The 21,843-nt window shown below is 63.2% G+C and carries 24 protein-coding genes; 9 read left to right on the forward strand and 15 right to left on the reverse strand.

Features of this window, described 5'->3' with window-relative positions:
• Nucleotides 1–89: 89 nt before the first annotated feature.
• Complete coding sequence (locus AC1VON_RS25675) at nt 90–707, reverse strand: MOSC domain-containing protein (RefSeq protein ID WP_483125296.1); 618 nt, start codon at nt 705–707, stop codon at nt 90–92.
• Nucleotides 708–744: 37 nt separating this feature from the next.
• Entirely contained in the window at nt 745–1,281 is a 537-nt protein-coding gene (locus AC1VON_RS25680; RefSeq protein WP_483125297.1) for a TetR/AcrR family transcriptional regulator, read from the reverse strand.
• A 197-nt stretch (nt 1,282–1,478) separates the two neighbouring features.
• Between AC1VON_RS25680 and AC1VON_RS25685 the strand changes: the two genes are divergently transcribed.
• The 3 genes from AC1VON_RS25685 (at nt 1,479) to AC1VON_RS25695 (ending at nt 3,043) form a co-directional block, all read left to right on the forward strand.
• The gene (locus tag AC1VON_RS25685; RefSeq protein WP_483125298.1) at nt 1,479–1,904 is read left to right on the forward strand and encodes a hypothetical protein; all 426 of its coding nucleotides are present in this window, start codon (nt 1,479–1,481) and stop codon (nt 1,902–1,904) included.
• Between the two features lie 19 nt (nt 1,905–1,923).
• Nucleotides 1,924–2,322, forward strand: a complete 399-nt coding sequence (locus tag AC1VON_RS25690) for a VOC family protein (protein WP_172349782.1) — start codon at nt 1,924–1,926, stop codon at nt 2,320–2,322.
• A gap of 124 nt (nt 2,323–2,446) precedes the next feature.
• The gene (locus AC1VON_RS25695) at nt 2,447–3,043 is read left to right on the forward strand and encodes a methyltransferase family protein (protein WP_483125299.1); all 597 of its coding nucleotides are present in this window, start codon (nt 2,447–2,449) and stop codon (nt 3,041–3,043) included.
• A gap of 58 nt (nt 3,044–3,101) precedes the next feature.
• Here the strand turns inward: AC1VON_RS25695 and AC1VON_RS25700 are convergent, their stop codons facing one another.
• From AC1VON_RS25700 to ettA, 4 genes are all read right to left on the reverse strand, one after another.
• Nucleotides 3,102–4,223: a beta-ketoacyl-ACP synthase III gene (locus AC1VON_RS25700; RefSeq protein WP_172349781.1), complete on the reverse strand. Its 1,122-nt coding sequence runs from the start codon at nt 4,221–4,223 to the stop codon at nt 3,102–3,104.
• Nucleotides 4,224–4,352: 129 nt separating this feature from the next.
• Nucleotides 4,353–4,688, reverse strand: coding sequence for a hypothetical protein (locus AC1VON_RS25705; protein WP_483125300.1), 336 nt, complete (start codon nt 4,686–4,688; stop codon nt 4,353–4,355).
• A gap of 112 nt (nt 4,689–4,800) precedes the next feature.
• Nucleotides 4,801–5,571: a trans-aconitate 2-methyltransferase gene (gene tam / locus AC1VON_RS25710; RefSeq protein WP_172349779.1), complete on the reverse strand. Its 771-nt coding sequence runs from the start codon at nt 5,569–5,571 to the stop codon at nt 4,801–4,803.
• A 45-nt stretch (nt 5,572–5,616) separates the two neighbouring features.
• Nucleotides 5,617–7,266: an energy-dependent translational throttle protein EttA gene (ettA, locus tag AC1VON_RS25715; protein ID WP_172349778.1), complete on the reverse strand. Its 1,650-nt coding sequence runs from the start codon at nt 7,264–7,266 to the stop codon at nt 5,617–5,619.
• Nucleotides 7,267–7,519: 253 nt separating this feature from the next.
• Here ettA and AC1VON_RS25720 point away from each other — a divergent pair, with 253 nt between their 5' ends.
• Nucleotides 7,520–8,806, forward strand: coding sequence for a GGDEF domain-containing protein (locus AC1VON_RS25720; RefSeq protein ID WP_483126381.1), 1,287 nt, complete (start codon nt 7,520–7,522; stop codon nt 8,804–8,806).
• 120 nt (nt 8,807–8,926) lie between these two features.
• Here AC1VON_RS25720 and AC1VON_RS25725 read toward each other — a convergent pair whose 3' ends face one another.
• Nucleotides 8,927–9,934, reverse strand: a complete 1,008-nt coding sequence (locus AC1VON_RS25725) for a ribonuclease T2 family protein (RefSeq protein ID WP_483125301.1) — start codon at nt 9,932–9,934, stop codon at nt 8,927–8,929.
• A gap of 182 nt (nt 9,935–10,116) precedes the next feature.
• Here AC1VON_RS25725 and AC1VON_RS25730 point away from each other — a divergent pair, with 182 nt between their 5' ends.
• The 3 genes from AC1VON_RS25730 to AC1VON_RS25740 all read left to right on the forward strand — a co-directional run bounded on the left by AC1VON_RS25730 (nt 10,117) and on the right by AC1VON_RS25740 (nt 13,970).
• Nucleotides 10,117–11,049, forward strand: coding sequence for an alpha/beta fold hydrolase (locus AC1VON_RS25730; protein ID WP_172349775.1), 933 nt, complete (start codon nt 10,117–10,119; stop codon nt 11,047–11,049).
• A 99-nt stretch (nt 11,050–11,148) separates the two neighbouring features.
• Nucleotides 11,149–12,324, forward strand: a complete 1,176-nt coding sequence (locus AC1VON_RS25735) for a CaiB/BaiF CoA transferase family protein (RefSeq protein WP_172349774.1) — start codon at nt 11,149–11,151, stop codon at nt 12,322–12,324.
• Complete coding sequence (locus tag AC1VON_RS25740) at nt 12,321–13,970, forward strand: thiamine pyrophosphate-binding protein (protein WP_172349773.1); 1,650 nt, start codon at nt 12,321–12,323, stop codon at nt 13,968–13,970. Before AC1VON_RS25735 ends, AC1VON_RS25740 begins: the two co-directional genes overlap by 4 nt.
• A 45-nt stretch (nt 13,971–14,015) precedes the next feature.
• On the opposite strand, the gene AC1VON_RS25745 is transcribed toward AC1VON_RS25740, so the two are convergent.
• Nucleotides 14,016–14,459: a CHRD domain-containing protein gene (locus tag AC1VON_RS25745; protein ID WP_172349772.1), complete on the reverse strand. Its 444-nt coding sequence runs from the start codon at nt 14,457–14,459 to the stop codon at nt 14,016–14,018.
• 160 nt (nt 14,460–14,619) lie between these two features.
• Nucleotides 14,620–15,903 carry a cystathionine gamma-synthase family protein gene (locus tag AC1VON_RS25750; RefSeq protein ID WP_483125302.1) on the reverse strand — a complete coding sequence of 428 codons (1,284 nt, stop codon included), beginning with the start codon at nt 15,901–15,903 and terminating at the stop codon, nt 14,620–14,622.
• A 121-nt stretch (nt 15,904–16,024) separates the two neighbouring features.
• On the opposite strand from AC1VON_RS25750, the gene AC1VON_RS25755 reads away from it, so the two are divergent.
• Nucleotides 16,025–16,483 carry an Lrp/AsnC family transcriptional regulator gene (locus tag AC1VON_RS25755; protein ID WP_096447534.1) on the forward strand — a complete coding sequence of 153 codons (459 nt, stop codon included), beginning with the start codon at nt 16,025–16,027 and terminating at the stop codon, nt 16,481–16,483.
• 74 nt (nt 16,484–16,557) lie between these two features.
• On the opposite strand, the gene AC1VON_RS25760 is transcribed toward AC1VON_RS25755, so the two are convergent.
• Genes AC1VON_RS25760 through AC1VON_RS25780 form a run of 5 tightly spaced genes read right to left on the reverse strand, consistent with a single transcriptional unit; the run spans nt 16,558 to nt 20,906 of the window.
• Nucleotides 16,558–17,529: an ABC transporter substrate-binding protein gene (locus AC1VON_RS25760; RefSeq protein WP_056571965.1), complete on the reverse strand. Its 972-nt coding sequence runs from the start codon at nt 17,527–17,529 to the stop codon at nt 16,558–16,560.
• Between the two features lie 41 nt (nt 17,530–17,570).
• Nucleotides 17,571–18,725, reverse strand: a complete 1,155-nt coding sequence (locus AC1VON_RS25765; RefSeq protein WP_483125303.1) for an ABC transporter permease — start codon at nt 18,723–18,725, stop codon at nt 17,571–17,573.
• Nucleotides 18,722–19,600 (reverse strand): ABC transporter permease, encoded by an 879-nt coding sequence (locus AC1VON_RS25770; RefSeq protein WP_483125304.1) that lies wholly within the window; start codon nt 19,598–19,600, stop codon nt 18,722–18,724. The genes AC1VON_RS25765 and AC1VON_RS25770 overlap by 4 nt, the downstream gene beginning before the upstream one ends.
• A complete protein-coding gene (locus AC1VON_RS25775; RefSeq protein ID WP_483125305.1) occupies nt 19,601–20,149 on the reverse strand; it encodes an endonuclease domain-containing protein in 549 nt (182 codons plus the stop codon).
• The gene (locus AC1VON_RS25780; protein WP_483125306.1) at nt 20,115–20,906 is read right to left on the reverse strand and encodes an ABC transporter ATP-binding protein; all 792 of its coding nucleotides are present in this window, start codon (nt 20,904–20,906) and stop codon (nt 20,115–20,117) included. The genes AC1VON_RS25775 and AC1VON_RS25780 overlap by 35 nt, the downstream gene beginning before the upstream one ends.
• A 130-nt stretch (nt 20,907–21,036) precedes the next feature.
• Between AC1VON_RS25780 and AC1VON_RS25785 the strand changes: the two genes are divergently transcribed.
• Nucleotides 21,037–21,441, forward strand: coding sequence for a cupin domain-containing protein (locus tag AC1VON_RS25785; RefSeq protein WP_483125307.1), 405 nt, complete (start codon nt 21,037–21,039; stop codon nt 21,439–21,441).
• A gap of 23 nt (nt 21,442–21,464) precedes the next feature.
• On the opposite strand, the gene AC1VON_RS25790 is transcribed toward AC1VON_RS25785, so the two are convergent.
• Nucleotides 21,465–21,842 (reverse strand): hypothetical protein, encoded by a 378-nt coding sequence (locus AC1VON_RS25790; protein ID WP_483125308.1) that lies wholly within the window; start codon nt 21,840–21,842, stop codon nt 21,465–21,467.
• Nucleotide 21,843: the final 1 nt, after the last annotated feature.

Consider the following 21,843-nt stretch of genomic DNA (forward strand, 5'->3'; position numbering starts at 1 on the left):
CCTGTGAAACTGCTATCCCGGTAGGCCGCCTGCGCCCTCTGAGGTCAAGCGAGGCCCTGCCCTTTTCCGCCGCTCACGCCCGGAAGAAGCTATGACCGATAAATCCACTGCTCCGGCACCCGTGCCGAAATCTCTTCGCCAGCCTTGATCGTTCCCGGCTTCTCGACCCAGGCGACCACGCCCCGCAGCCGCTTCGCCGCTTTCGGGAACAACAATGCGCCGGCTTCGACGTCGGCCATTCCAGAATTCTCGGCAATCGACCGCCCGGCGATGCGGCATGGTCCGTTCTGGGCATCGACCTTGAGGGTGACGCCGTCCTTGAAGAACAGCAGCGTGCCGGCCGGCAGCATCGACAGATGCGGCACGCCTTCGATCACCAGATTGGCGCCGATCCATTCCGGCTTGATCTCGGCTAGCCCCATCCGCTCGGCGACAATGGCCAGTTCATCCCCGGCCACGATCGACAGTTGCCGCTCGTTGCGCATTTCGGTGCCGCGCGGATACCAGGGTTCGCGTCCGCCCGAACGCCGCGTCGCGCCGGCATGGAAATCGCCCGATATGCCGTCGAAGCCCAGCCGCAATTCCGCCACCGGGCGTGTCTGGAAATGACCCGCCGGCGCGACGTAAAGCGCGGCCGCACGGGCGGACAGCTTCTTTGCCGGGATGATTTCGACCGGCTTGTTGGCCTCGGGGAAGAGATCCAGCATGGCTTCATTCCTTGGATGATGCACCCTGGTTTTGCCCTTAGGCCGGCAAGGCCGCAAGAGCGGTCTGGGCCAAAATGCGCAACTCATCGACCGATGCGCCGTCCCGCGCCTGGATCGACATGCCGTTCATGACGCCGGCGATGTATTTGGCGAAGCCTTCAACGGAGAGGTTTTCCGGCAGGTCACCCACCGCCCTGCCCCTGGCCAGCCGCTCGGCGATCGCCGCCTCGCTCGCCTTGCGATAGGCCTTGAGTTCATCCGCAATGGCTTGCGCCTGCGGCGAGGCCGCCAGCGCGCCGCTGACGAAAAGGCATCCGCCCGGCTTGCCGGGCCTGGAATAGGCCTCCGCCGCCCCGATGAGCAACCGCCGGATCGCCTCGCGCGTCGGTACCGGCGCGCTCAGCGCCTCCAGCGCAAACCCTATCTCGGTCTCGTGGTAGCGTGTCAGCGCCTTGCGGAACAAGGTCTCCTTGTCGGTGAAGGCATTGTAGATCTGCGGCGGCGTCAGCCCCATCGCCTCGCGAAGCATGGCAAGCGACGTCGCCTCATAGCCATGCTCCCAGAACAGATGCATCGCCGCGTCCAGTGCCCGGTCGGGGTCAAACGCACGGGGACGACCGCCCCTGGCCTTTTCCAAATTATTCATAGTGATCGATACGAAACCTGTTGACTCAATTGTTTCGCATAACGTAACAATTGATACGAAACATGGCAAGCCGGAAGACGATCCGTCGGGCAAGGCCGTGCAACCCGAGGACAAGGAGAGCCCATATGCCAATCACCGTGACCGCGCCGGAAGGCGTCCTGACAGAGGCCGGAGAGCGCGAAATCCTGCCGCGCCTCAGCGCCGCTCTCATCGAAGCCTCAGGTGCTGCCGGCAATTCGTTCTTCACCGCGATCGTCGGCGGCACGGTCCATGTCATGCCGTCCCGCCACATCTATGCCGGCGGCGCCAACCGGCCCGTCGTCATGGTGGAGTTGAAATTGCCCAATATCGGCCTTGGCTCGGTTGAAGCCCGCAAGGCCTTCATCATCACCGCCGCCGGGATAGTCGCCGATCTCTGCGTCCCGGAGCACAAGGCTGAAAACACCTGGATCAACATTGTCAACGCGCCCGACGGCGGCTGGGGCATCGGCGACAGGCAATATACGGGCGATGCACTTGTCGCCGCCGCCGTCGCCGCCGCAGCACACTGAACTGATGGGGAACGACAGGATGCGGCTCTCCCCTTCGCTGTTCTTCACCGCCAACTGCGAGCCGGCACTGGCCTTCTACGAAGAGTGCGGGCTCGGCCGGGCAACCATCCTGTTGCGCTGGGGCGACAACGGCATGCCGGTAAGAACCGAAGCCATGCGCGGAAAGATCCTGCATGCGCGCTTCGAAGGTCCGGGTGTGCTGTTTCACGCTTCCGACAATGACGATGCGGAGCCGATGAAAGGCTCCGCCATGATGCTGGAATTCGACGATCTCGCCGCCATGCGGGAGCTTTTCCCACGCATCGCCGCCGGCGGCCGCATCGCCGTGCCCCTGGCCAGGCAATATTGGGGAAGCAGTTTCGGCATGCTGGTCGATGCCTACGGCGTGCAATGGATGTTCAGCTGTTCCAGCGAGTGAGGATAAGGATCACGATCTTCTTACCGGAAATGGAATTGTCACCGCATTGCCGCCGCGTCGGATCGCTTTCATGGTGCTCGAATGCATGTCGCCCCAAAAGGGATCCCGGCTTTGGGAGAACGACATGCATAAAAGCAAGGACCGGAGGTTCGGCATGCGACCGGTGACGGCAATCACGCTGCTCTGGCTGATTTGGGTGCTCACGTGGGTTGCGGCCGCGGCGTGGGCTGATCCGGCTCAAAAACGCGCCACCATCGGAGCTGAGGTCCGCTATCGTGTCTTCTGGCTGGCCGGCACCGTCCTGCTGTTCGTTCCGGCGCACGGCTATGAAGGCAGGCTGAGATTGTGGACCCCAACCCTCGCCGAGGCCTGGGCTTGCATTGCCCTGATCGCCATAGGGCTGATCTTCTCGTGGTGGGCGCGCATTCATCTGGGCAGGTTGTGGTCGGCCTCGGTCACTGCCAAGGCAGACCATCGCATCGTCGACACCGGCCCCTATGGCCTGGTCCGGCATCCGATCTATACGGGGCTGCTGTTGGCCGTGCTCGCCACAATGGCGGCGAAGGGCACGGTGTGGGGTATTGCCGGCGCGGCTCTGCTCATCATCGGCGTCGTCATGAAGGCCAAGCTCGAGGAACGCTTCCTGCGCGGCGAACTAGGCCCCGCCTATGACGATTACGCACGGCGGGTGCCGATGCTGGTGCCCTTCACACCGGCCTGACGGAAGCGCGGAAAAGCCTTCGTTTGCAGACCGGCATCACCTGAAATATCGGCGCACGTTAAAGCATTCGGATGAGTGCGCCGCCGATCGAATACCCCGCGCCAAAGGCGCAGATCAACCCGAAATCGCCTGGCTTCATGTCGGCATGGTTCTCCGACAGCGCCACGATGGCGCCAGCGCCAGCGGTGTTGCCCAGCCGCTCCAGCACCATCGGCGCACGGTCATGATCGACATCGTGGCCAAAGGAGAGCTTCAGGATCATGGCATTCATGCGCGCATTGGCCTGGTGCAGCCAGAAGCGCCGGACTGCCTGAGGGGTCAGCCCGTGCTCGGCCAGGAATTCGACGATGAACTTCTGGCCGGCGACGGTGACTTCCTTGAACACCTTGTTCCCGACCTGCTTGATCAGATTGCCTTCCAGGTTGATCATGTAGGGATCGTCCTGGGCGGTGCGCGTGTGATAGCCGAGATTGGTGCGGATGTTGTTCGACATCTGCGTCCAGATGCGTGTATCCAACACCTCGAAGCGCCCCGGTCGTTTGTCGCCCTTGGCAAGTCCCTCCACCACCAGCGACACCGAGGCGTCGCCGAAGATGAAATGCGTCTGCCGGTCGCGGAAATTGAGGTGGCCGGTGATGATTTCCGGCGTGGTCACCAGGATGCGCTTGTGCGCGCCCGAGCGCACCAGATTGACGGCCATGTGAAGAGCGGCGGCGGCGGACGAACAGCCAAGCCCCATGTCGAAGCCCGCGCCCCTTGTCCCCAGCGCTTCCTGCATTTCGATGGCGATCGCCGGATAGGGCCGCTGGTGGTGCGAAGCAGAGCAGATGATCAGGTCGATCTGCGACGGTTCAAGCCCGGCATGGTCGAGCGCCTTCCTGGCCGAGGCGATGCCGAATTCCGCTTCCAGCGACAGCGCATCGTCGGGCCGCGCTGGAATACGCGGCGTCATGCGGGTTGGATCGAGTATGCCTTCGCGCTCGATCACATGACGGGATTTCACACCCGAGGCATGAACGATGAAGTCGCTGTCGGATTTCTGCAGCAGCGCCTCGCCGGTGACCTGGCGGCGTGCGTTCTCGGTGTCGACCCAGCTGTTGAAGCTCTCGACCAGCTCTTCATTGGTGATGACAGCTTCAGGAATTTCAGCGCCGATGCCGCTGATGATGACGCGATGCATGTTCCAGTCCGTCCCATCCGCAGGCGTTGCGGCTTCATGTGGGCGCCGAAACGTCTCGGCGCAACACTTTTCTCATCCGGCCGGTTTACGCCGGCTTAAATCAAGGTTTCAGGCCGGCCTGACCCGCTTTCACCAGGCGCATAGCTTGGCGTCTGTCTGCGGGTTGTTCCAGCAGGCGCCGTCGTCACGGCTGCGCACATATTGTCCCGGCAACGGCACGTTGCGGCGGCCGAGATTGACGTAGCCATAGGCAAAACCCGGCCCGTCGATCTCCAGCACATAGGTCGGATAGCCCGGCGCCGAGATGCGGAAGCTGCCCGAACCATCGATCGCGCGGTAGCTGCACGGAAAATACCCGTCATCCGTGGTGAAGCAGCGCGCCCGCTTGGCTTCGGCCGAAACCGAAAACGCCAGAAGTGCCGCCGCGCATACGCCACTGCCGTAAAGCAATCTTTTCAAAGTCATCATTCACCCCCTGCCATGCGGGCCATCGTCGCCCGCGCGATGAGTTGGGCACGGCGGTCAAACCGGGTCAAGCGGCCACATCAGGGCCCAAGCAAAGTGGATAATTCTTTTCCTAGCCGGCCCTTTTTGCGACAATGAAAATTCGCGGAAAGCGCAGCAGCACCTTGCCGTTGGCCGTTCTGGGATAGGCCTTGGCGATCTTGGCCGTGTAGCTGTCGAGGAACAGCTTTCGCTCGTCCGCCTCCAGCGGATCGAGGAACGGCTTCAGCCCGGTCGCCTTGACCCACTCGACGATCGCCTCGGCATCGGCCAGCGGATGATTGTAGATGGTGTGCCAGATATCGAGCCGGTCGCTGAGCGGCGACAACAGGTCGTAGTAGAACGACACTGGCGGCAGCGGCGCGCGCGCCGCGCCCTTTATCTTTGCCGCAAACGGCATTTCGGCCGCGGTCTCGCGCATCAGCCGGTGCGAATCCTCGGCCATGTTGTCGGGCATCTGGATCGCCAGCGCACCGCCGGGCGCGAGGAAGCCCATCAGCCGCTGAAACACCGCAGGGTGCTCGGGCAGCCACTGGAACACCGCATTGGCAAAGATGACATTGACCGGCTCGGCCGGCTGCCATGTCGAAGCATCGGCGAGGTCGAAGCTGACATTGGGCAGGCGTGCCCTCGCCTTTTCGATCATGTCGGGAGAGGTGTCGAAACCGCTCACCTGAGCATCCGGCCAGCGTTCGACCAGGAGTTCGGTCGAATTGCCCGGTCCGCAGCCGATGTCGACGACCCGGCGCGGGAAATCAACCGGCACCTGTGCTGCGAGGTCGCGCGCGGGCCGCGTGCGCTCATCCTCGAATTTCAGATATTGGGCGGCGGACCAGTCAGCCATTTGAACTCCTCATATGGTTTGAGAATTCGCCGCCCCCTTGGTCCCCTACCGCGTCAGCCGCTTGTGCGTCATGCGGTGAGGGGCCGCCGCTTCGGCGCCCAGGCGCCGCAGCTTGTCCTTCTCATATTCCTCGAAATTGCCTTCGAACCACTCGACATGCGCATCGCCTTCGAAGGCCAGCATGTGGGTCGCCATGCGGTCGAGGAACATGCGATCGTGGCTGATGATGACGGCGCAGCCGGCATAGGCTTCGAGCGCGTCTTCCAGCGCTCCCAGCGTTTCGGTGTCGAGGTCGTTGGTCGGTTCGTCGAGCAGCAGGACATTGCCGCCATTCTTCAGCATCTTGGCCAGATGCACGCGGTTGCGCTGGCCGCCGGAGAGGTTGCCGACCTTCTGCTGCTGGTCGCCGCCACGGAAATTGAAGGACGAGCAATAGGCGCGACTGTTGATCTCGTGCTTGCCGAGCTTGATGATTTCGGCGCCGCCGGAGATTTCTTCCCACACGGTCTTGTTCCCATCCAGTGCATCGCGGCTTTGGTCGACATAGCCCAGCTTGACCGTCTCGCCGATACGCACGGTGCCCGCATCCGGCTTCTCCTGGCCGGTGAAGATCTTGAACAGCGTCGTCTTGCCGGCGCCGTTCGGGCCGATGACGCCGACGATGCCGCCCGGCGGCAGCCGGAACGACAGGTTCTCGATCAGAAGCTCGTCGCCAAAGCCCTTGTTGAGGCCTTCGACCTCGATGACCACATTGCCGAGACGCTCGCTCGAGGGAATAACGATCTGCGTGTCGGTCGGCTTGCGGTTCTGCGACTGCTCGACCAGTTCCTCATAGGCCTTGATACGCGCCTTCGACTTGGTCTGGCGCGCCTTCGGGCTCGACTGGATCCATTCGCGCTCGCGCCAGATCGACTTCTGACGAGCGTCGTCCTCGCGCCCTTCCTGGATCAGGCGCTTGGCCTTGGCGTCGAGATATCTGGTGTAGTTGCCCTCGTAGGGAATGCCGCGGCCGCGGTCGAGTTCGAGGATCCAGCCGGTGACATTGTCGAGGAAGTAGCGGTCGTGGGTGATGATCAGCACCGAGCCCGGATAGTCGCGCAGGTGCTTTTCGAGCCACGCCGTGGTCTCGGCGTCGAGATGGTTGGTCGGTTCGTCGAGCAGCAGCAGGTCGGGCTGTTCAAGAAGCAGCCGGCAGAGCGCCACGCGGCGACGCTCGCCGCCAGACAGGCTGGTGACTTCGGAATCAGGCGGCGGGCATTGCAGCGCGTCCATCGCCATCTCGACCTGCTGGTCGAGATCCCAAAGGTTGAGCCGGTCCATTTCGTCCTGGAGCTTGGCGGACTCGTCCGCCGTCTCGTCGGAATAGTTCATCATCAGCTCGTTGTAGCGCTCGATGATGGCGGTCTTCCTGCCGACGCCGTCCATGACGTTTTCGCGCACGGTCTTGGAGTTGTCGAGATGCGGCTCCTGCGCCAGGTAGCCGACGGTGGCGCCTTCGGCCAGCCATGCCTCGCCCTGGAACTCCTTGTCGAGCCCGGCCATGATGCGCAGGATCGTCGACTTACCCGAGCCGTTCGGCCCGAGAATGCCGATCTTGGCGTCCGGGTAGAAGGACAGATGAACGTTATCGAGCACCTTCTTGGTGCCATAGGCCTTCGACAGGCCGGACATGTGATAGATGAACTGGCGTGCCACGCGCGCTTCCCTGAAACTGACTGAATTGTCGATTTGAATGGAGGTTGGCCGCTATGTAGGCGATGCGGCGGCGAACGGCAATCGCTTTTGCCAGATCAAGCCGACCACACGGACAAGTGTGTGCCGCCTCCCTGAAGTTTTCCATCGGCAACGAAGCCGCTGAAAGCTCCGGTTAACCCTTCCGCGTCAAAACAGGATCGGGGTGGAATCGCTGGCTTACGGCGATTCCTGGAAAGAGAGCGGATCGACGGCATTGTTGAACAGTTTCCTGCTCCTTGCCGAAGCGATCGTCTACTTCAGCGTCATGGTGACGCTTTTTCGCTTCAGGAAGCGCATTGGTCTGGGCGTCTTCGTCTGCGCGCTCGGCGTCATGCACTTCCTTGAAACCTATCTCGCCAGCGTCTTTTATGTCGCCTTGCCATTCGGCATGGTTTCGCCGGGCTCGGCGGTGCTGTTTTCGGGCAAGCTGGTGATGCTCCTCCTGCTCTACATAAAGGAGGACGCGGCCACCGTACGCCAGCCGATCTACGGCCTCCTGCTCGGCAATGCGCTGATGATCGGGCTGGTGCTGCTCTTGCGCCTGCACGCCATCGCGCCGCTGCCTGACGGCCGTCTGCCCGACATCGGCTTCATCGACGAGATGGGCTGGCTGATGGTGTGGGGCACGACGCTGCTGTTCATCGACGCCATCCTGATCATCCTGATCTATGAAAAGCTTGGCCGGTATCTGCGCCAGACGCAGTTCGCGCGCATCCTGATTTGCGTCGCCTGCGTGCTGACCTTCGACCAGGCGGGTTTCTTCACCGCGCTGCATTTCGTTGCCGGCGCGCCGATCGATGTCTTCTTCGGCGGCTGGTTCGCCAAGATGGCCGCCGCCCTGGCCTTCAGCGGCATGCTCGTGGCTTACCTCAGATGGTTCGAGGAGCGCGACATTCCGCTGCCGCGCGGACTGACGGATATTTTCCAAACGCTGACATACCGCGAGCGCTACGAAGCACTGGTCGAGCATGTCGGCCGTGACGGCCTGACCGGCCTGCTGCATCGCGGCCGCTTCGACGCTGACGGGGAAGCCGCGGTCGAGATCAGCCTGCGCACGGCGAGGCCGCTCAGCCTGCTGATCATCGATGTCGACCATTTCAAGTCGATCAACGACCGTTTCGGCCATGCCGAGGGCGACAAGGTGCTGAAGGCGGTTGCGACCCTGCTTCGCGAAGTGGCCAGCGCCGAAGACCAGGTGTTCCGGATCGGCGGCGAGGAATTCGCCGTCCTGAGTTCGCGCCCGCATTCGGTCGCCAGGCTGTTTGGCGAAAGCATCCGCTACGCGGTCAAGGCATCGGCCGTCACCAGCCGCTTCGAGCTGACCGTCAGCGCCGGCGTTTCAACCGTCAGCGAAACGACCCGCTGCCTTGCCGATCTGTTCGCGCTCGCCGACCAACGCCTCTACAAGGCGAAGTCGACCGGGCGTGATCGCGTCGTCGGCGAGCCAGGCGGCCCTGAGGCCGAAATGGCGGTCGCTTGGACCAAGTCAGGGCAATTCTAGCGCCGGTCTGGGATTTTCTCTGGCGCCGAATGCTCGTCAGCGTCGAGACCGCCGTCAACGCGATCGCCAGCCATTTCAGCGCAGTGCTTAACGGGCAGTCGACGCCGTTCGGGCGCGTGCTTACTGGAACCCGATCGCGTCGACAGTGCCGGTTGGGCAACCGGCCTTGTTGGTCGGCACCGAGGCCAGCAGCAGATCCTTGAGCGAAGCGTTCGGGCCGATCGGGCCGGCAAGGCCAAGCGTCAGTTCGCCGATCAGCCGCCGGCCGCTCGTGGGATCGATGACGCAGGACACCCGCACGCGGTCCCCCGCCCCCGCGCCGAACGCGGTGTCGAAGGCGCCACGGATCTGGTCCGCCGTCAGTTTGCCGCCAATGTTCTTGACGAAGAGATCGCGCACCGGCGAGCCGTTGACCTCCCGCATCAGGCCGAGCGCATCCGCAAAATACTCCTGCTGGCTCTTGCCGTAGCAGGTGCCGTGCTTGATCCACTCATGCCGCTCCAGCTGGGAGGCCGTACCCGGCATCACCTGGTCGAGCTCCTTGCGGATGCCGGCGTCCAGATTGACCGGCGGCAGGTCCTTCCAGTGAGCCGGATTGTCGTTGGCCTTGTCGTTGGCCGCCACCTGGCAATAGAAATTGCCGGCCGGCTGCGGCCACAGGCCGTGCAAGGTGAAATTGGTGGCATCGAATTCGTTCGGGTTCTGCGCCTTGCATTCGGTCTTGTTCGACTTGGTCTCGCAAAAAGCCGGCTGCCAGCTCAGCGCGAAGACATATTCGGGCTTGCCCGAGGCGGCGGACTTGCCTTGTCCGCCAGGTGCGGCCGGCACCGTCGCGGCACTGCTGCCCGACAGATGGCCGCAACTGACCTTCACCCAGCGGCGCTCCGGATCGGCGCCCGGCACCAGGATCAGATAATGTGTCGGCGCGTCCTTGTTGCCGGCCAGCAGCTGGTAGCTCTGTCCGGCATCGGTCGAGACATTGCCGGGATTCTTGCTGTTCTTGATGGCCTGCGTTGCGGGACAGGCAGCGTCGGCGACGAAAGTGCCGCTCATCTTGACGTCGGCATGCGCCGCGCCGGCCAGCGATATCGCCAGCATGGCCAATCCGAAAACAACACCAATGCGCATGAGAATCCCCGGCTGAAGAAAGTGGGCGACAGACTGAAGCTGTCTCCATGTCAGAATTGCGATGTTTTGCTGGCCGAACGCAAGAAACATCGTCGCGTAAAAGCAGTTGCTGTGGATTGACGCGAAAGCGACGCCGGCGCAAACAAAACCAACAACGATAAATGGGGAGAGAGCAGGCGGCCATGCCTTTCAGTCAACAACGCATGGTCCGCTCATCGACCGGCGCCGATCTCAATCTCCTCGTCAGGCATGCCGATGGCCGGGCACGTGCCGTCGTCCAGATCAATCATGGGCTTGCCGAACACGCCGCGCGCTATGCCGGGTTCGCCGACTTCCTGGCCGCGCGCGGCTTCCACGCCTATGTCCATGACCATCGCGGCCATGGCGCGACCAAGGCGCCCGACGCGCCGCTCGGCAAATTCGCCGACAAGGATGGCCCGGCCAAGGTGATCGCCGACGTCGATGCCATCCATGACCTGATCGCCAGCGAATGCCCTGATCTGCCGGTCATCCTTTTCGGTCATTCGATGGGCGCGTCGATAGCGCTGAACTACCTTTTGAGCCACTCGCCGCGTGTCCATGCCGCCGCGATCTGGAACGGCAATTTCTCGCAAGGGCGGCTTGGGCAGGTAGCGCTCGGCATCCTTGCCTGGGAACGGATGCGGCTGGGCTCCGACGTTCCATCGCGCCTGCTGCCGAAACTCACCTTCCAGGCCTGGGGCAAGGCGGTGCCCAACCACCGCACGCCGTTCGACTGGTTGTCACGCGACGAGGCGGAGGTGGCGAAATACATCGCCGATCCGCTGTGCGGCTGGGACGCCTCGGTGTCGATGTGGCACGATGTGGTCTCCATGGCGATGAACGGCGGCAAGGATGCAGGGTTCACGAGCGTGCGGCGCGACCTTCCGGTCGCCATCGTTGGCGGCGAGAAAGACCCCGCTTCGGACTACGGCAAGGGCATCACCCACCTTGCCAACCGCATGCTCAGGATGGGCTTTTCGAATCTCGTTTCAAAGGTTTACGCCGACACCCGCCACGAAAGCCTGAACGAGGTGAACCGCGACATCATCATGGACGATTTCGCCGCTTGGGCCGACGGTACCCTGAAGGCGTGACGGATTGGCCTATTGCAAGGGCCGTGACAGCCCTTGCCGGGCTTGGTAGAGCCTCTGCTTTCGCAGCAATCACGGTGATTGCGGCAATCATGGTGATTTATGGCTGAACCCCCGCTGAAAGGCGTCCGCGTCATCGAACTCGCCCGCATCCTGGCCGGCCCCTGGGCTGGACAGTTGCTTGCCGATCTCGGCGCCGATGTCATCAAGGTTGAAAGCCCTGACGGCGGCGATGACACCCGCAAATGGGGTCCGCCCTTCGTCATGAGCCATGACGGCGAGAACCTGTCGGCCGCCTATTACCATTCCTGCAATCGCGGCAAGCGCTCCATCGCCATCGACTTTTCGACGCCTGAGGGTGCGGAAACCATCCGCCGGCTGGTCGCCACATCGGATGTGCTGATCGAGAATTTCAAGCTCGGCGGGCTCAGGAAATACGGGCTCGACTATGACAGCCTGCGCCAGATCAACCCCCGCCTCGTCTATTGCTCGATCACCGGGTTCGGCCAGGACGGTCCGTATGCGCCACGCGCGGGCTACGACTTCATCATCCAGGCCATGGCCGGCATGATGTCGATCACCGGCGAGCCCGGCCGTGAGCCGCAAAAGGCCGGCGTCGCCATCTCGGACATATTCACCGGTCTCTATTCGGTCGTCGCCATCCAGGCCGCGCTGCGGCACGCCGACCAGACCGGCCAAGGCCAGCACATCGATATGGCGCTGTTCGACACGCAGATCTCGGCGCTCGGAAATCAGAACCTCAACTATCTCGTCTCCGGCAAGTCGCCGGTGCAGATGGGCAATGCGCATATGAACATCGCGCCTTACGAGGTGGTGCCGGTCCGTGACGGCCACATCATCCTGGCGGTCGGCAATGACGGTCAGTTCCAAAAATTCTGCGCCGCCGTCGGGCTGGACGATCTGCCCGCCAATCCCGACTTCGCTACCAACCCCGCCCGGGTCGCCAACCGGGTCAAGCTGCGCGCGCGCATCATCGAGGCGCTGAGCATCCTTGATCGCGATCCGCTGCTGGCAAAGCTCGAAGCCGCAGGCGTGCCGGCGAGCCCGATCAACACGATCGGCCAGATGTTCGCCGACCCGCAGACGATCGCGCGCGGCATGCGGCTCGACCTCGACGACGGCCATGGCAACCGTCTGCCTTCCGTGCGCGCGCCGATGGTGATGTCGGGCACACCGCTGCTCTATGAACGCCCTTCGCCGCGCCTAGGCGAACATACCGACGAAATCCTTGCTGAGCTGGAGAGATCAGGCAAATGAAGACCGGTGGACAACTGATCGTCGAAGCGCTGGAAGCGAACGGCACCGACCGCATCTTCTGCGTGCCGGGCGAATCCTATCTCGCGGTGCTCGACGCTCTGCACGACTCGGCGATCCGCACCATCGTCTGCCGCCAGGAAGGTGGCGCCGCGATGATGGCGGACTGCCAGGGCAGGCTGACCGGCAAGCCCGGCATCTGCTTCGTCACCCGCGGCCCCGGCGCGACCAATGCGTCCGCCGGTATCCACATCGCCATGCAGGATTCGGTTCCGCTCATCCTGTTCATCGGCCAGGTCGCCAGCCACGCCAAGGAGCGCGAGGCTTTCCAGGAGGTGGACTATGTCAGGTTCTTCGGCGACATCGCCAAATGGGTGGTCGAGATCGACGACGCCTCGCGCATCCCGGAATTCGTCACCCGCGCCTTCGCCGTGGCGACATCGGGGCGTCCCGGCCCGGTGGTCATCTCGTTGCCCGAGGACATGCTGACCAGCGTGGTCGAGGCGCCGGACGCACTTCCCCACACGCCGGTCGAGACCTATCCCGGCGAGGCCGAACTCGACGCGCTGGAGATGCTGCTCAACGGCGCCAAGCGCCCATTCGTCATCCTCGGCGGCACGCGCTGGAATGAGGAATCCGTGGCGCACATGCGCGCCATATCCGAGACATGGTCGCTGCCGGTCGGCTGTTCTTTCCGACGCCAGATGCTGTTCGACCATCTGCACCCGAACTATGCAGGCGACGTCGGCATCGGCATCAATCCGAAACTGGCCAACGCCATCAAGCAGGCCGACCTCGTGCTGCTCATCGGCGGCCGCATGGGCGAAATGCCGTCTTCCGACTATACGCTGCTGAAAAGCCCCTACCCCGACCAGGCGCTGGTCCATGTTCACGCCGATGCCGGCGAACTCGGCCGCGTCTACCGGCCGACGCTGGCGATCAACGCATCGCCCTCGGCTTTCGTCGAGGCTTTCGTCAAGCGCAGACCGGCTGCGACACCAGGATGGGAGGACGAGCCGGCGAAACTGCATGCCGCCTATCTCGACTGGTCGACACCACCGGAAACCGGCCCCGGCCCGGTCCAGATGGGGCCGATCATGAATTATCTGGAGAAGGTACTTCCCGACGACGCCATCCTAACCAACGGCGCCGGCAACTACGCCACCTGGGTGCATCGCTTCCACCGCTCCCGCCGCTTCGGCACGCAAGCCGCGCCGACATCGGGCTCGATGGGCTATGGCACCCCGGCCGCGGTCGCCGCCAAGGCGCTATTCCCGGAGCGTACCGTGGTCGCCTTTGCCGGCGACGGCTGCTTCCTGATGAACGGCCAGGAGTTCGCCACCGCCGTGCAGTATGACCTGCCGATCGTCGTCATCGTCGTCAACAACGGCATCTACGGCACGATACGCATGCACCAGGAGCGCGAATATCCCGGCCGTGTCGTCGCCACCGGCCTCAAGAACCCCGATTTCGCGTCGCTGGCCCGTGCCTATGGCGGCCATGGCGAGACGGTCGAGAGGACAGCGGATTTCGCGCCCGCCTTCGAGCGAGCCCGCGCCAGCGGCAAGCCGGCGATCGTCGAAATCAGGCTCGATCCGGAAGCAATCACGCCGACTCGCACGCTGACGCAGATCCGCGACAAGGCGTGATTCAAAAAAGGGGCGGTTATCAGCCCCTTTTTCGAAACGCTTGCGCTACTTCGCTGCCTCGATCTGGCCGCGGATCTCGCCGTCCTTGTTGGCGGCGGTGTGGACGTTGACATAATAGTTGCCGGCCGCCAGGTCGGCCGCCTGTGCGTCCGTCAGCGTTGCGGATCCCTTGATCGGGCTCTTGAGCTTGCCTTTGAACGGGATGACGGGAGCGGCATTCGCACCCATCGCCGCCGGGCCGTGAATATGCGCTGCCGTCGCCGGTCCGCTAAGGCCGGAATATTTCACGTTCCAGCTGAGCTTCTTCTTGGTGGTGTCGAATGTGAGCGTGGCGGTGCCCTTGCCCTTGGTGGTTACGGGCGGGCTCTGTTGGCTGCCATCGAGCGTCGCCTTGTACTTCACCACCTCGGCCATGGCCGGGGACGCGAAGACGAAAGCGGTCGAAATGGCCAACGCCGAAAGTACCGGCAGGATGGAATGTGTGCGCATTAAGGACCTCCGTGGCTGTCGCATGCGTCGCGGCTCCCCGTCGCGCGCATGCCTCAACCGAAACGGCTGGGCGGCCCAATGTTTCCCTGCACACGGTTTTGTGACCGGGAAAGCAGCAAAGGGGCGATCGCTCACCCTTTCCAGCCACGAGAGAGCGCCGTCAGACCGCCGCCAGCGCCTGCGTCAGATCGGCGATCAGATCGTCCGGATGTTCGACGCCGATCGACAGCCTGACCGTGGTCTCGAGCACGCCGATGCGCTGGCGCACGTCGAAGGGAATGCCGGAGTGGGTCATCGCCGCCGGGTGGCTGGCGAGCGACTCCGTGCCGCCGAGGCTTACCGCCAGCTTGAATATCTGCAGGGCATTGAGGAAGGCGAAAGCCGCCTTCTCACCGCCCTTGATGTCGAAGGAGAAGGTCGAGCCGGCGCCGCTGCATTGCGCCCTGTAAGTGCGGCCAGCCGGCGTATCCTCGCCCAGGAACGGCAGATAATGCACCTTTGCAACCTTGGCGTGATCGCGCAGGAATTCGGCGACCAGGCGCGCATTGTCGTTGGCCCGCTCCATGCGGATCGACAGCGTCTCCAGCGAACGGCCGAGCATCCAGCAGGAATGCGGGTCGAGCTGCGTGCCGATCGCCCCGCGCAGCGCCTTGATCGGCTTGGTGACCGCCTTGCTGCCCATGGCGGCGCCCGCGATCAGGTCGGAATGGCCGCCGACATATTTGGTCAGCGAATAGACCGAGACGTCGGCGCCGTGCTCGATCGGCCGCTGGAACACCGGGCCAAGCAGCGTGTTGTCGCAGACGATGATCGGCCTTGAGTCCTGCCTGGCGCCGATCTCGTCGGCGATCGTCCTGATCAGCGCAATGTCGACCAGGCTGTTGGTCGGGTTCGATGGCGTCTCGATCAGAATGACCGAAACACGCCCCTTCGCCACCGCGGCATCGGCCGCCGCGCGCACCGCTTTCTCGTCGACACCGTCGGCAAAGCCGACGGCGCCGATGCCAAACCCGGAAAGCGTGCGCGTCAACAGCGTCTCGGTGCCGCCATAGAGCGGCTGTGAATGCAGGATGACATCGCCCGGGCGGGCATAGGCGAGCAGCGTCATGGCGATCGCCGACATGCCCGATGAAAACAGGATGCACGCATCCGTCCCCTCATAGATCGCCAGCCGATCCTCGACGATCTCGCTGTTGGGATGATTGAAGCGCGAATAGACCAGGCCGGACGCCGTGCCGCTCGGTGGCTCCTTGCGGCCGGACGTGTAATCGAAGAAGTCGCGTCCCTCCTCCGCCGATTTGAACACGAAGGTCGAGGTCAGGAACACCGGCGGCTTGACCGCGCCTTCCGAAAGCTGCGGGTCGAAGCCGTAGCTCAGCATCAGCGTCTCCGGATGGAGCTTGTGGTTGCTGATATGGGTTTTCGACGGGCGCGGCGCGGTCATGGCTTTTCCTGCTTTCGAGGGGTATTCCGTCGCAATTTATGCGATCCCGATCAGCCAGTCCTTGCTATTCTTGGGCTCGCATGACTGCATGTCGGCAACAAATTGCCGCAAGAGAGCGAAAGTGCAGCAGAAGATAGCCGACGACTTCGACCTCAGGATTCTCAGGGAATTGCGGGCGGATGCCCGCATCACCAACAACGAGCTTGCCGAGCGCATCGGCCTGTCGCCGTCGCCTTGCCTCAGGCGCGTGCGGCGGCTGGAGGAGACCGGCGTCATCAAGGGCTATACCACGCTGGTCGACCCCGCCGCCTTCGGCTGGAGCATGGTCGCCATCGCCACCATCCGGCTCAGCCGGCAGAACGAGGACGAGATCGTGATGTTCGAGGACGCGATCCGCGGCTGGGAAGAGGTGCTGGAGTGCCACCTCGTCACCGGTTCGCGCGACTATGTGCTGAAGGTGGTGACCGGCAGCCTCGAACAGTATGAGCGCTTCATCAAGGAAAAGATCGCAAGGCTGAAATGCGTCGCCTCGATCGAGACCAGCTTCGTCATGAACACCATAAAGGAACGGCGCCTCTGAGGCGCCGTTCCATCTTGTCGTTTGAGCATGATCTTTTCGGGATCACGCTCCCGTAGGCTTATTATTTGATCGCCTTATTTGATCGCCTTGTCGGTGATGGCGGTCGTGTAGGCGCCTTTCGGCTCCTTGGTGATGATCTTCTGGTCGAGTAGCGCCTTGGCGGTGCGTTCATAGGTCGCCGGGTCGAGCTTGCCGTCGGCGTTGTCGATCAGCTTGGCGACTTCGCTCATCATCCGCTTCTGGTGGTTCTCGTCCTGGCCGCCGCCGTCCATGACGATGCCGGCGGCTTCGTCATTGTTGTCGACGGCGTATTTCCAGCCCTTCATCGAGGCGCGCACGAACCGCACCATCTTGTCCTCGAAGGCCGGGTCCTTGAGCTTGTCTTCCGAGGCATAGAGCCCGTCCTCGAGCAGGTCGTTGCCCATCGCCGAGTAGTTGAAGACAGTCAGCTGTTCCGGCTTGTAGCCGGCGTCGATCAACTGCCAGTACTCATTGTAGGTCATGACCGAGATGCAATCCGCCTGCTTCTGGATCAGCGGCTGCACGTCGAAGCTTTGCTTCAAGACCGTGACGCCATCCGGGCCGCCATCGGTCTTGAGGCCGAGCTTGTTCATCCAGGCGTAGAACGGATATTCGTTGCCGAAGAACCAGACACCGAGCGTGTGGCCCTTGAAGTCGGCTTCGGTCTTGATCGGACCGTCCTTCGGGCAGACCAGTTCCATGCCGGCCTTCTTGAACGGCTGGGCAATGTTGACCAGCGGCACGCCCTTTTCGCGCGCGGCCAGTGCCCCGCCCATCCAGTCGACGATGACGTCGGCACCGCCGCCGGCGATCACCTGCTCGGGCGCAATGTCCGGGCCGCCCGGCTTGATGTCGACGTCGAGACCCTCGGCCTCGTAGAAACCCTTGGCCTTGGCGACATAGTAGCCGGCAAACTGGGCCTGCGTGACCCATTTCAACTGCAACGTCACCTTGTCGGCGGCCATTGCCTGGAACGCGGCCAGCGACATCGCGCCGGCCAAAACGGGAATAATCAGTTTTTTCATTCTTTTACCCTCTGAAGTTAGTGCCCTTAAACCCACCGCCCCTATCCACCACGGACAGAGGGATGCCAAAACGTGACGGCTCTTTCGACAAGAGCGACCACGCCATAAAAGACCGAACCCGCAAGTGCTGCAACTGCGATTTCGGCCCAGACCATGTCGATGTTCATCCGCCCGACCTCGGTCGAGATGCGGAAGCCCATGCCGACCACGGGCGTGCCGAAGAACTCGGCGACGATGGCGCCGATCAGGGCCAGCGTCGAGTTGATCTTCAGCGCGTTGAAGATGAAGGGGGCCGCTGCCGGCAGCCTGAGCTTGACCAGTGTCGGCCAGTAGCCCGACGCATAGGTGCGCATCAGGTCGCGCTCCATATGGCCTGAGGCGGCCAGGCCGGCGACCGTGTTCACCAGCATCGGGAAGAAGGTCATGATGATGACGACAGCCGCCTTGGACTGCCAGTCGAAGCCGAACCACATGACCATGATTGGCGCCACGCCGATGATCGGCAGCGCCGAGACCATGTTGCCGATCGGCAGGAGTCCGCGCCGCAGGAACGGCACGCGATCGGCGAGGATCGCGGTGATGAAACCGGCGCCGCTGCCGACGACATAGCCGAAGAGCACCGCCTTGAAGATGGTCTGCCGGACATCGGCGCCGAGCACCGGCAGCGAGCTGGCGATGCGCGCGCCGATGGCGCTGGGCGGCGGCAACAGGATGAAGGGGATGCCGGCGCCCCGCGTCACCGCTTCCCAGATAATGAGGATCCAGGCGCCGAATATGGCGGGGATGATCAGGCGCAGCGCGTTGCGGGCCAAGCCCCTCATCGGACGAAGGCTGGACAGCACCGCCACGCAGCGCCAGCCAAGCAACCAGGCGGCCGCGAGCAGCAGGAAATACGGCGCCAGTGCCGTGCCTTCGAACCCCGCGATGCCCGAGATCAGCAGCCAGGCAACGAGATGGGCGCCGACAAACAGCACGACGGCCTCCGCAAGCGACGGAATCCTGATCATCGAGATCAGTGCCGCCACGATCGCCAGGCCGAGCATCACGCCCTTCGTTCCAAGGTAGGGATAGTTGATGCTCGCTGTCGGGTCCGCAAGCGCTGCCGCTTCCGGCTTCGACATCGCGCCGAGGGCGAGCGCGATCAGGCAGAGCAGGATCGCCAGCACCGCTTGCCAGGAGGGTTTCAGCCAGTTCATGCCGGCCTCCCGCCCATGGCGCGGTCGACGAGGCGGCCGGCAATGCCGACCACCATGACCAGAAGTGCCGCCACGATGGAACCCGCGACCAGCGCCGACCAGATGTCGATGGACTGGCTGTAATAGGCGCCGGCGAGCAGCTTGGCGCCGATGCCGGCGACCGCACCGGTGGGCAGTTCGCCGACGATGGCGCCGACCAGGCTTGCCGCCACCGCCACCTTCATGGAGGTGAACAGGAACGGCACCGAGGCCGGGACACGCAATTTCCAGAAGGTCTGCGCACGGCTGGCATTGTAGGTGTGCATCAGGTCGAGATGCATGATCTCGGGCGAGCGCAGCCCCTTCACCATGCCGACGGTCACAGGGAAGAACGACAGATAGGTCGAGATCATCGCCTTCGGGATCAGGCCGGTGATGCCGATTGCCGCCAGCACGACGATGATCATCGGCGCCACCGCCAGGATCGGAATGGTCTGCGAAGCGATGATCCACGGCATCAGGCTGCGGTCGAGCGTCGCCACATGCACGATGCCCACCGCGATGATGATGCCGAGCGCGGTGCCGAAGGCGAAGCCGAGCAGTGTCGACGACAGCGTCACCCAGGCATTGTAGACGAGGCTGCGGTTCGAATTGATGGGCCGCAGAAAAGTGTTCTCGAAGAAGTTCACCGCCACCTGATGCGGCGCCGGCAGCGTCGGCTTGGGCTGCGACAGCGTCTTGCCGATGAATTCGCTGAAGGTGGAGGTCGCGTTGGCACGGCGGTCAAGGTCGCGCTGAAACGGCGTGTTGAGGATGACGGCGAAGACGTACCAAAGGACGACGACGCCCAACAGGATCGACGTCACGGGGACGAGCTTGTCGCGGAACGAGTCCATCTAGCGGGGCCCTTCTCCTCTCCCCACCGGGGAGAGGGTGGCCGGAGCGAAGCGAAGGCCGGGTGAGGGGGAGTGTATCTGCTCCTCAAGCACCGCCAATATCGTATCCAGCACTGCCCGCCGTTCCGCCAGAACCTCATGATTCCAGAAGCGAAGAACAGAATAGCCATGGCTGTTCAGCCAAGCTGTCCTGCTTTCATCAGTCAGGGACTCGGCATGTTGGCTGCCGTCAAGCTCGACGATCAAGCTCTTCTCGCGGCAGAGAAAATCGGCGAAGAACGGTCCGAGCGGCACTTGCCTTACGAACTTGTAGCCGTTGAGATGTCGCCCCCTTAACTCGCCCCAAAGCCGGTATTCGGCCTTGGTTTCGTCAAGTCGCAGCTCTCGGGCGCGCTCCGTGGCCCCGGCCTTCCTCTTGGTCGGATCCGTCGGCGCCGCCCCCTCACCCGACCTCCGCTTCGCTCCGGCCACCCTCTCCCCGTTGGGGAGAGGAGGGAGCCCGTCGTTCGCCGCCTCAATCATCATAGCTGTGCCCTGCCCGCAGACCATCGCGCACGCGGGCCGCGATCGCCAGAAACTCCGGCGTCTCGCGGATGTCGAGCGGCCGCTCCTTCGGCAGTGTCGATTCGATGACGTCGCTGACACGCCCCGGGCGCGGTGACATGACCACGATGCGCGTCGAGAGGTAGACAGCTTCCGGAATGGAGTGGGTGACGAAGCAGATGGTCTTGTTGGTGCGCGCCCACAGTTGCAGCAATTGCTCATTGAGATGGTCGCGCACAATCTCGTCCAGCGCGCCGAATGGCTCGTCCATCAACAGCAGGTCGGCGTCGAAGGCGAGCGCACGCGCGATCGAGGCGCGCTGCTGCATGCCGCCGGAAAGCTGCCAGGGGTATTTTTTCTCGAAGCCCGAGAGGTTGACGAGGTCGAGCGTGCGCTTGATGCGCTCCGCCTGCTCCGCCCTGGAGAGGCCCATGATCTCCAGCGGCAGCGCGACATTGCGTTCGATCGTGCGCCACGGAAACAGCGCGGCGGCCTGGAAGACATAGCCATAGGCGCGCTTCTCGCGTGCCTGCTCCGCGGTCATGCCGTTGACCGAAATCGTCCCCGATGTCGGTTTCTCCAGGTCGGCGATGACGCGCAGCAGCGTGGTCTTGCCGCAACCCGACGGCCCGATAAAGGAGACGAATTCTCCCTTGCCGATGGTCAGGTCGACATTGGACAGCGCCTGGACCGGTCCGTCATTGGTCTGGAAGGTGAGGCCAAGTTTGCTTGCCGCGACGACGGCTGGCGAAATTCCGGTCATCGGCTGCCGCCTGCCTGTTCCCGCCCCTGCGGCGCCGTCCGGATTCCGATTGCTTTTATAGCGATGTTGTTTTCCACTCGCCCAGTCCCATTGGTCTTGTCCCACTCAAATCGACGCCCGGAGTTCCCCGATGTCGCCCAAACCCACTTGCCATCTTATCCGCCCTGAAAGCACTTATGAAGGCAAGCAGGGTTTGACCTATTTCGCCGGCATTGCCACGGAATTGGTCGGCTCCTCCGGCATCTGCATGCACGTTCTCACCATGCCGCCCGGCGCCCGCGCCAAGGCGCATCTGCACGAGAACCATGAGACGGCGATCTATGTCCTCTCCGGCGAGGTCCATACCTGGTATGGCGACCGGCTCGAGCACCACATCGTCGTCAAGGCCGGTGACCTCTTCTACATTCCTGCCGGCGTGCCGCATTTGCCGGCCAATCTGAGCAACGCCCCGTCTTCGGCCGTCATTGCCCGCACCGATCCCAACGAACAGGAAAGCGTCGTCCTGCTGCCGGAACTGGATGCGCTGGTCGCCTGAGGTCGACGCAAAGGCTCGTGCCGTCATTTGCACCGAGAGACTTCGCCCATGACGTTGCCGTCCTCGTCGGCGATCACCAATCTCTTGGCGTTCTTGGCGCTCTTCCTGATGGTGAACTGGCCGGGCGTCTCGCCCTCCTCGCCTTCCGCCTGGCAACTGGCCTTCACCACCAGCGACCCGTCGGCCTGGACCTTCTTTTCGGTGAAGGTGCAAGCACTGGCCACCGTGACGAATGCCTCGCTGGTCAGGAGCAGCATCTCCTCGGCATAGACCTGCTGGCCGTTCTTGTTGATGCAACCGGACTTGTTGCCATAAGGTTTGCTGAGGTCGATGCCGGCCGCTGACGCCTGGCTGGCCGCCAGAACCACAAGAGCGCTGAAAAGAAGCCCCCCGCGCCGCACC

Source organism: Mesorhizobium sp. HAY1-8B, from assembly GCF_056868045.1.

What these genes read in the sequence shown, in the direction of transcription:
- AC1VON_RS25675 (WP_483125296.1), bottom strand. Translation starts at nt 707, where the DNA reads ATGCTGGATCTCTTCCCCGAGGCCAACAAGCCGGTCGAAATCATCCCG.
- AC1VON_RS25680 (WP_483125297.1), bottom strand. Translation starts at nt 1,281, where the DNA reads ATGCATCTGTTCTGGGAGCATGGCTATGAGGCGACGTCGCTTGCCATG.
- AC1VON_RS25685 (WP_483125298.1), top strand. Translation starts at nt 1,479, where the DNA reads ATGCCAATCACCGTGACCGCGCCGGAAGGCGTCCTGACAGAGGCCGGA.
- AC1VON_RS25690 (WP_172349782.1), top strand. Translation starts at nt 1,924, where the DNA reads ATGCGGCTCTCCCCTTCGCTGTTCTTCACCGCCAACTGCGAGCCGGCA.
- AC1VON_RS25695 (WP_483125299.1), top strand. Translation starts at nt 2,447, where the DNA reads ATGCATAAAAGCAAGGACCGGAGGTTCGGCATGCGACCGGTGACGGCA.
- AC1VON_RS25700 (WP_172349781.1), bottom strand. Translation starts at nt 4,223, where the DNA reads ATGCATCGCGTCATCATCAGCGGCATCGGCGCTGAAATTCCTGAAGCT.
- AC1VON_RS25705 (WP_483125300.1), bottom strand. Translation starts at nt 4,688, where the DNA reads ATGACTTTGAAAAGATTGCTTTACGGCAGTGGCGTATGCGCGGCGGCA.
- tam (WP_172349779.1), bottom strand. Translation starts at nt 5,571, where the DNA reads ATGGCTGACTGGTCCGCCGCCCAATATCTGAAATTCGAGGATGAGCGC.
- AC1VON_RS25725 (WP_483125301.1), bottom strand. Translation starts at nt 9,934, where the DNA reads ATGCGCATTGGTGTTGTTTTCGGATTGGCCATGCTGGCGATATCGCTG.
- AC1VON_RS25730 (WP_172349775.1), top strand. Translation starts at nt 10,117, where the DNA reads ATGCCTTTCAGTCAACAACGCATGGTCCGCTCATCGACCGGCGCCGAT.
- AC1VON_RS25735 (WP_172349774.1), top strand. Translation starts at nt 11,149, where the DNA reads ATGGCTGAACCCCCGCTGAAAGGCGTCCGCGTCATCGAACTCGCCCGC.
- AC1VON_RS25740 (WP_172349773.1), top strand. Translation starts at nt 12,321, where the DNA reads ATGAAGACCGGTGGACAACTGATCGTCGAAGCGCTGGAAGCGAACGGC.
- AC1VON_RS25745 (WP_172349772.1), bottom strand. Translation starts at nt 14,459, where the DNA reads ATGCGCACACATTCCATCCTGCCGGTACTTTCGGCGTTGGCCATTTCG.
- AC1VON_RS25750 (WP_483125302.1), bottom strand. Translation starts at nt 15,903, where the DNA reads ATGACCGCGCCGCGCCCGTCGAAAACCCATATCAGCAACCACAAGCTC.
- AC1VON_RS25760 (WP_056571965.1), bottom strand. Translation starts at nt 17,529, where the DNA reads ATGAAAAAACTGATTATTCCCGTTTTGGCCGGCGCGATGTCGCTGGCC.
- AC1VON_RS25765 (WP_483125303.1), bottom strand. Translation starts at nt 18,725, where the DNA reads ATGAACTGGCTGAAACCCTCCTGGCAAGCGGTGCTGGCGATCCTGCTC.
- AC1VON_RS25770 (WP_483125304.1), bottom strand. Translation starts at nt 19,600, where the DNA reads ATGGACTCGTTCCGCGACAAGCTCGTCCCCGTGACGTCGATCCTGTTG.
- AC1VON_RS25775 (WP_483125305.1), bottom strand. Translation starts at nt 20,149, where the DNA reads ATGGTCTGCGGGCAGGGCACAGCTATGATGATTGAGGCGGCGAACGAC.
- AC1VON_RS25780 (WP_483125306.1), bottom strand. Translation starts at nt 20,906, where the DNA reads ATGACCGGAATTTCGCCAGCCGTCGTCGCGGCAAGCAAACTTGGCCTC.
- AC1VON_RS25785 (WP_483125307.1), top strand. Translation starts at nt 21,037, where the DNA reads ATGTCGCCCAAACCCACTTGCCATCTTATCCGCCCTGAAAGCACTTAT.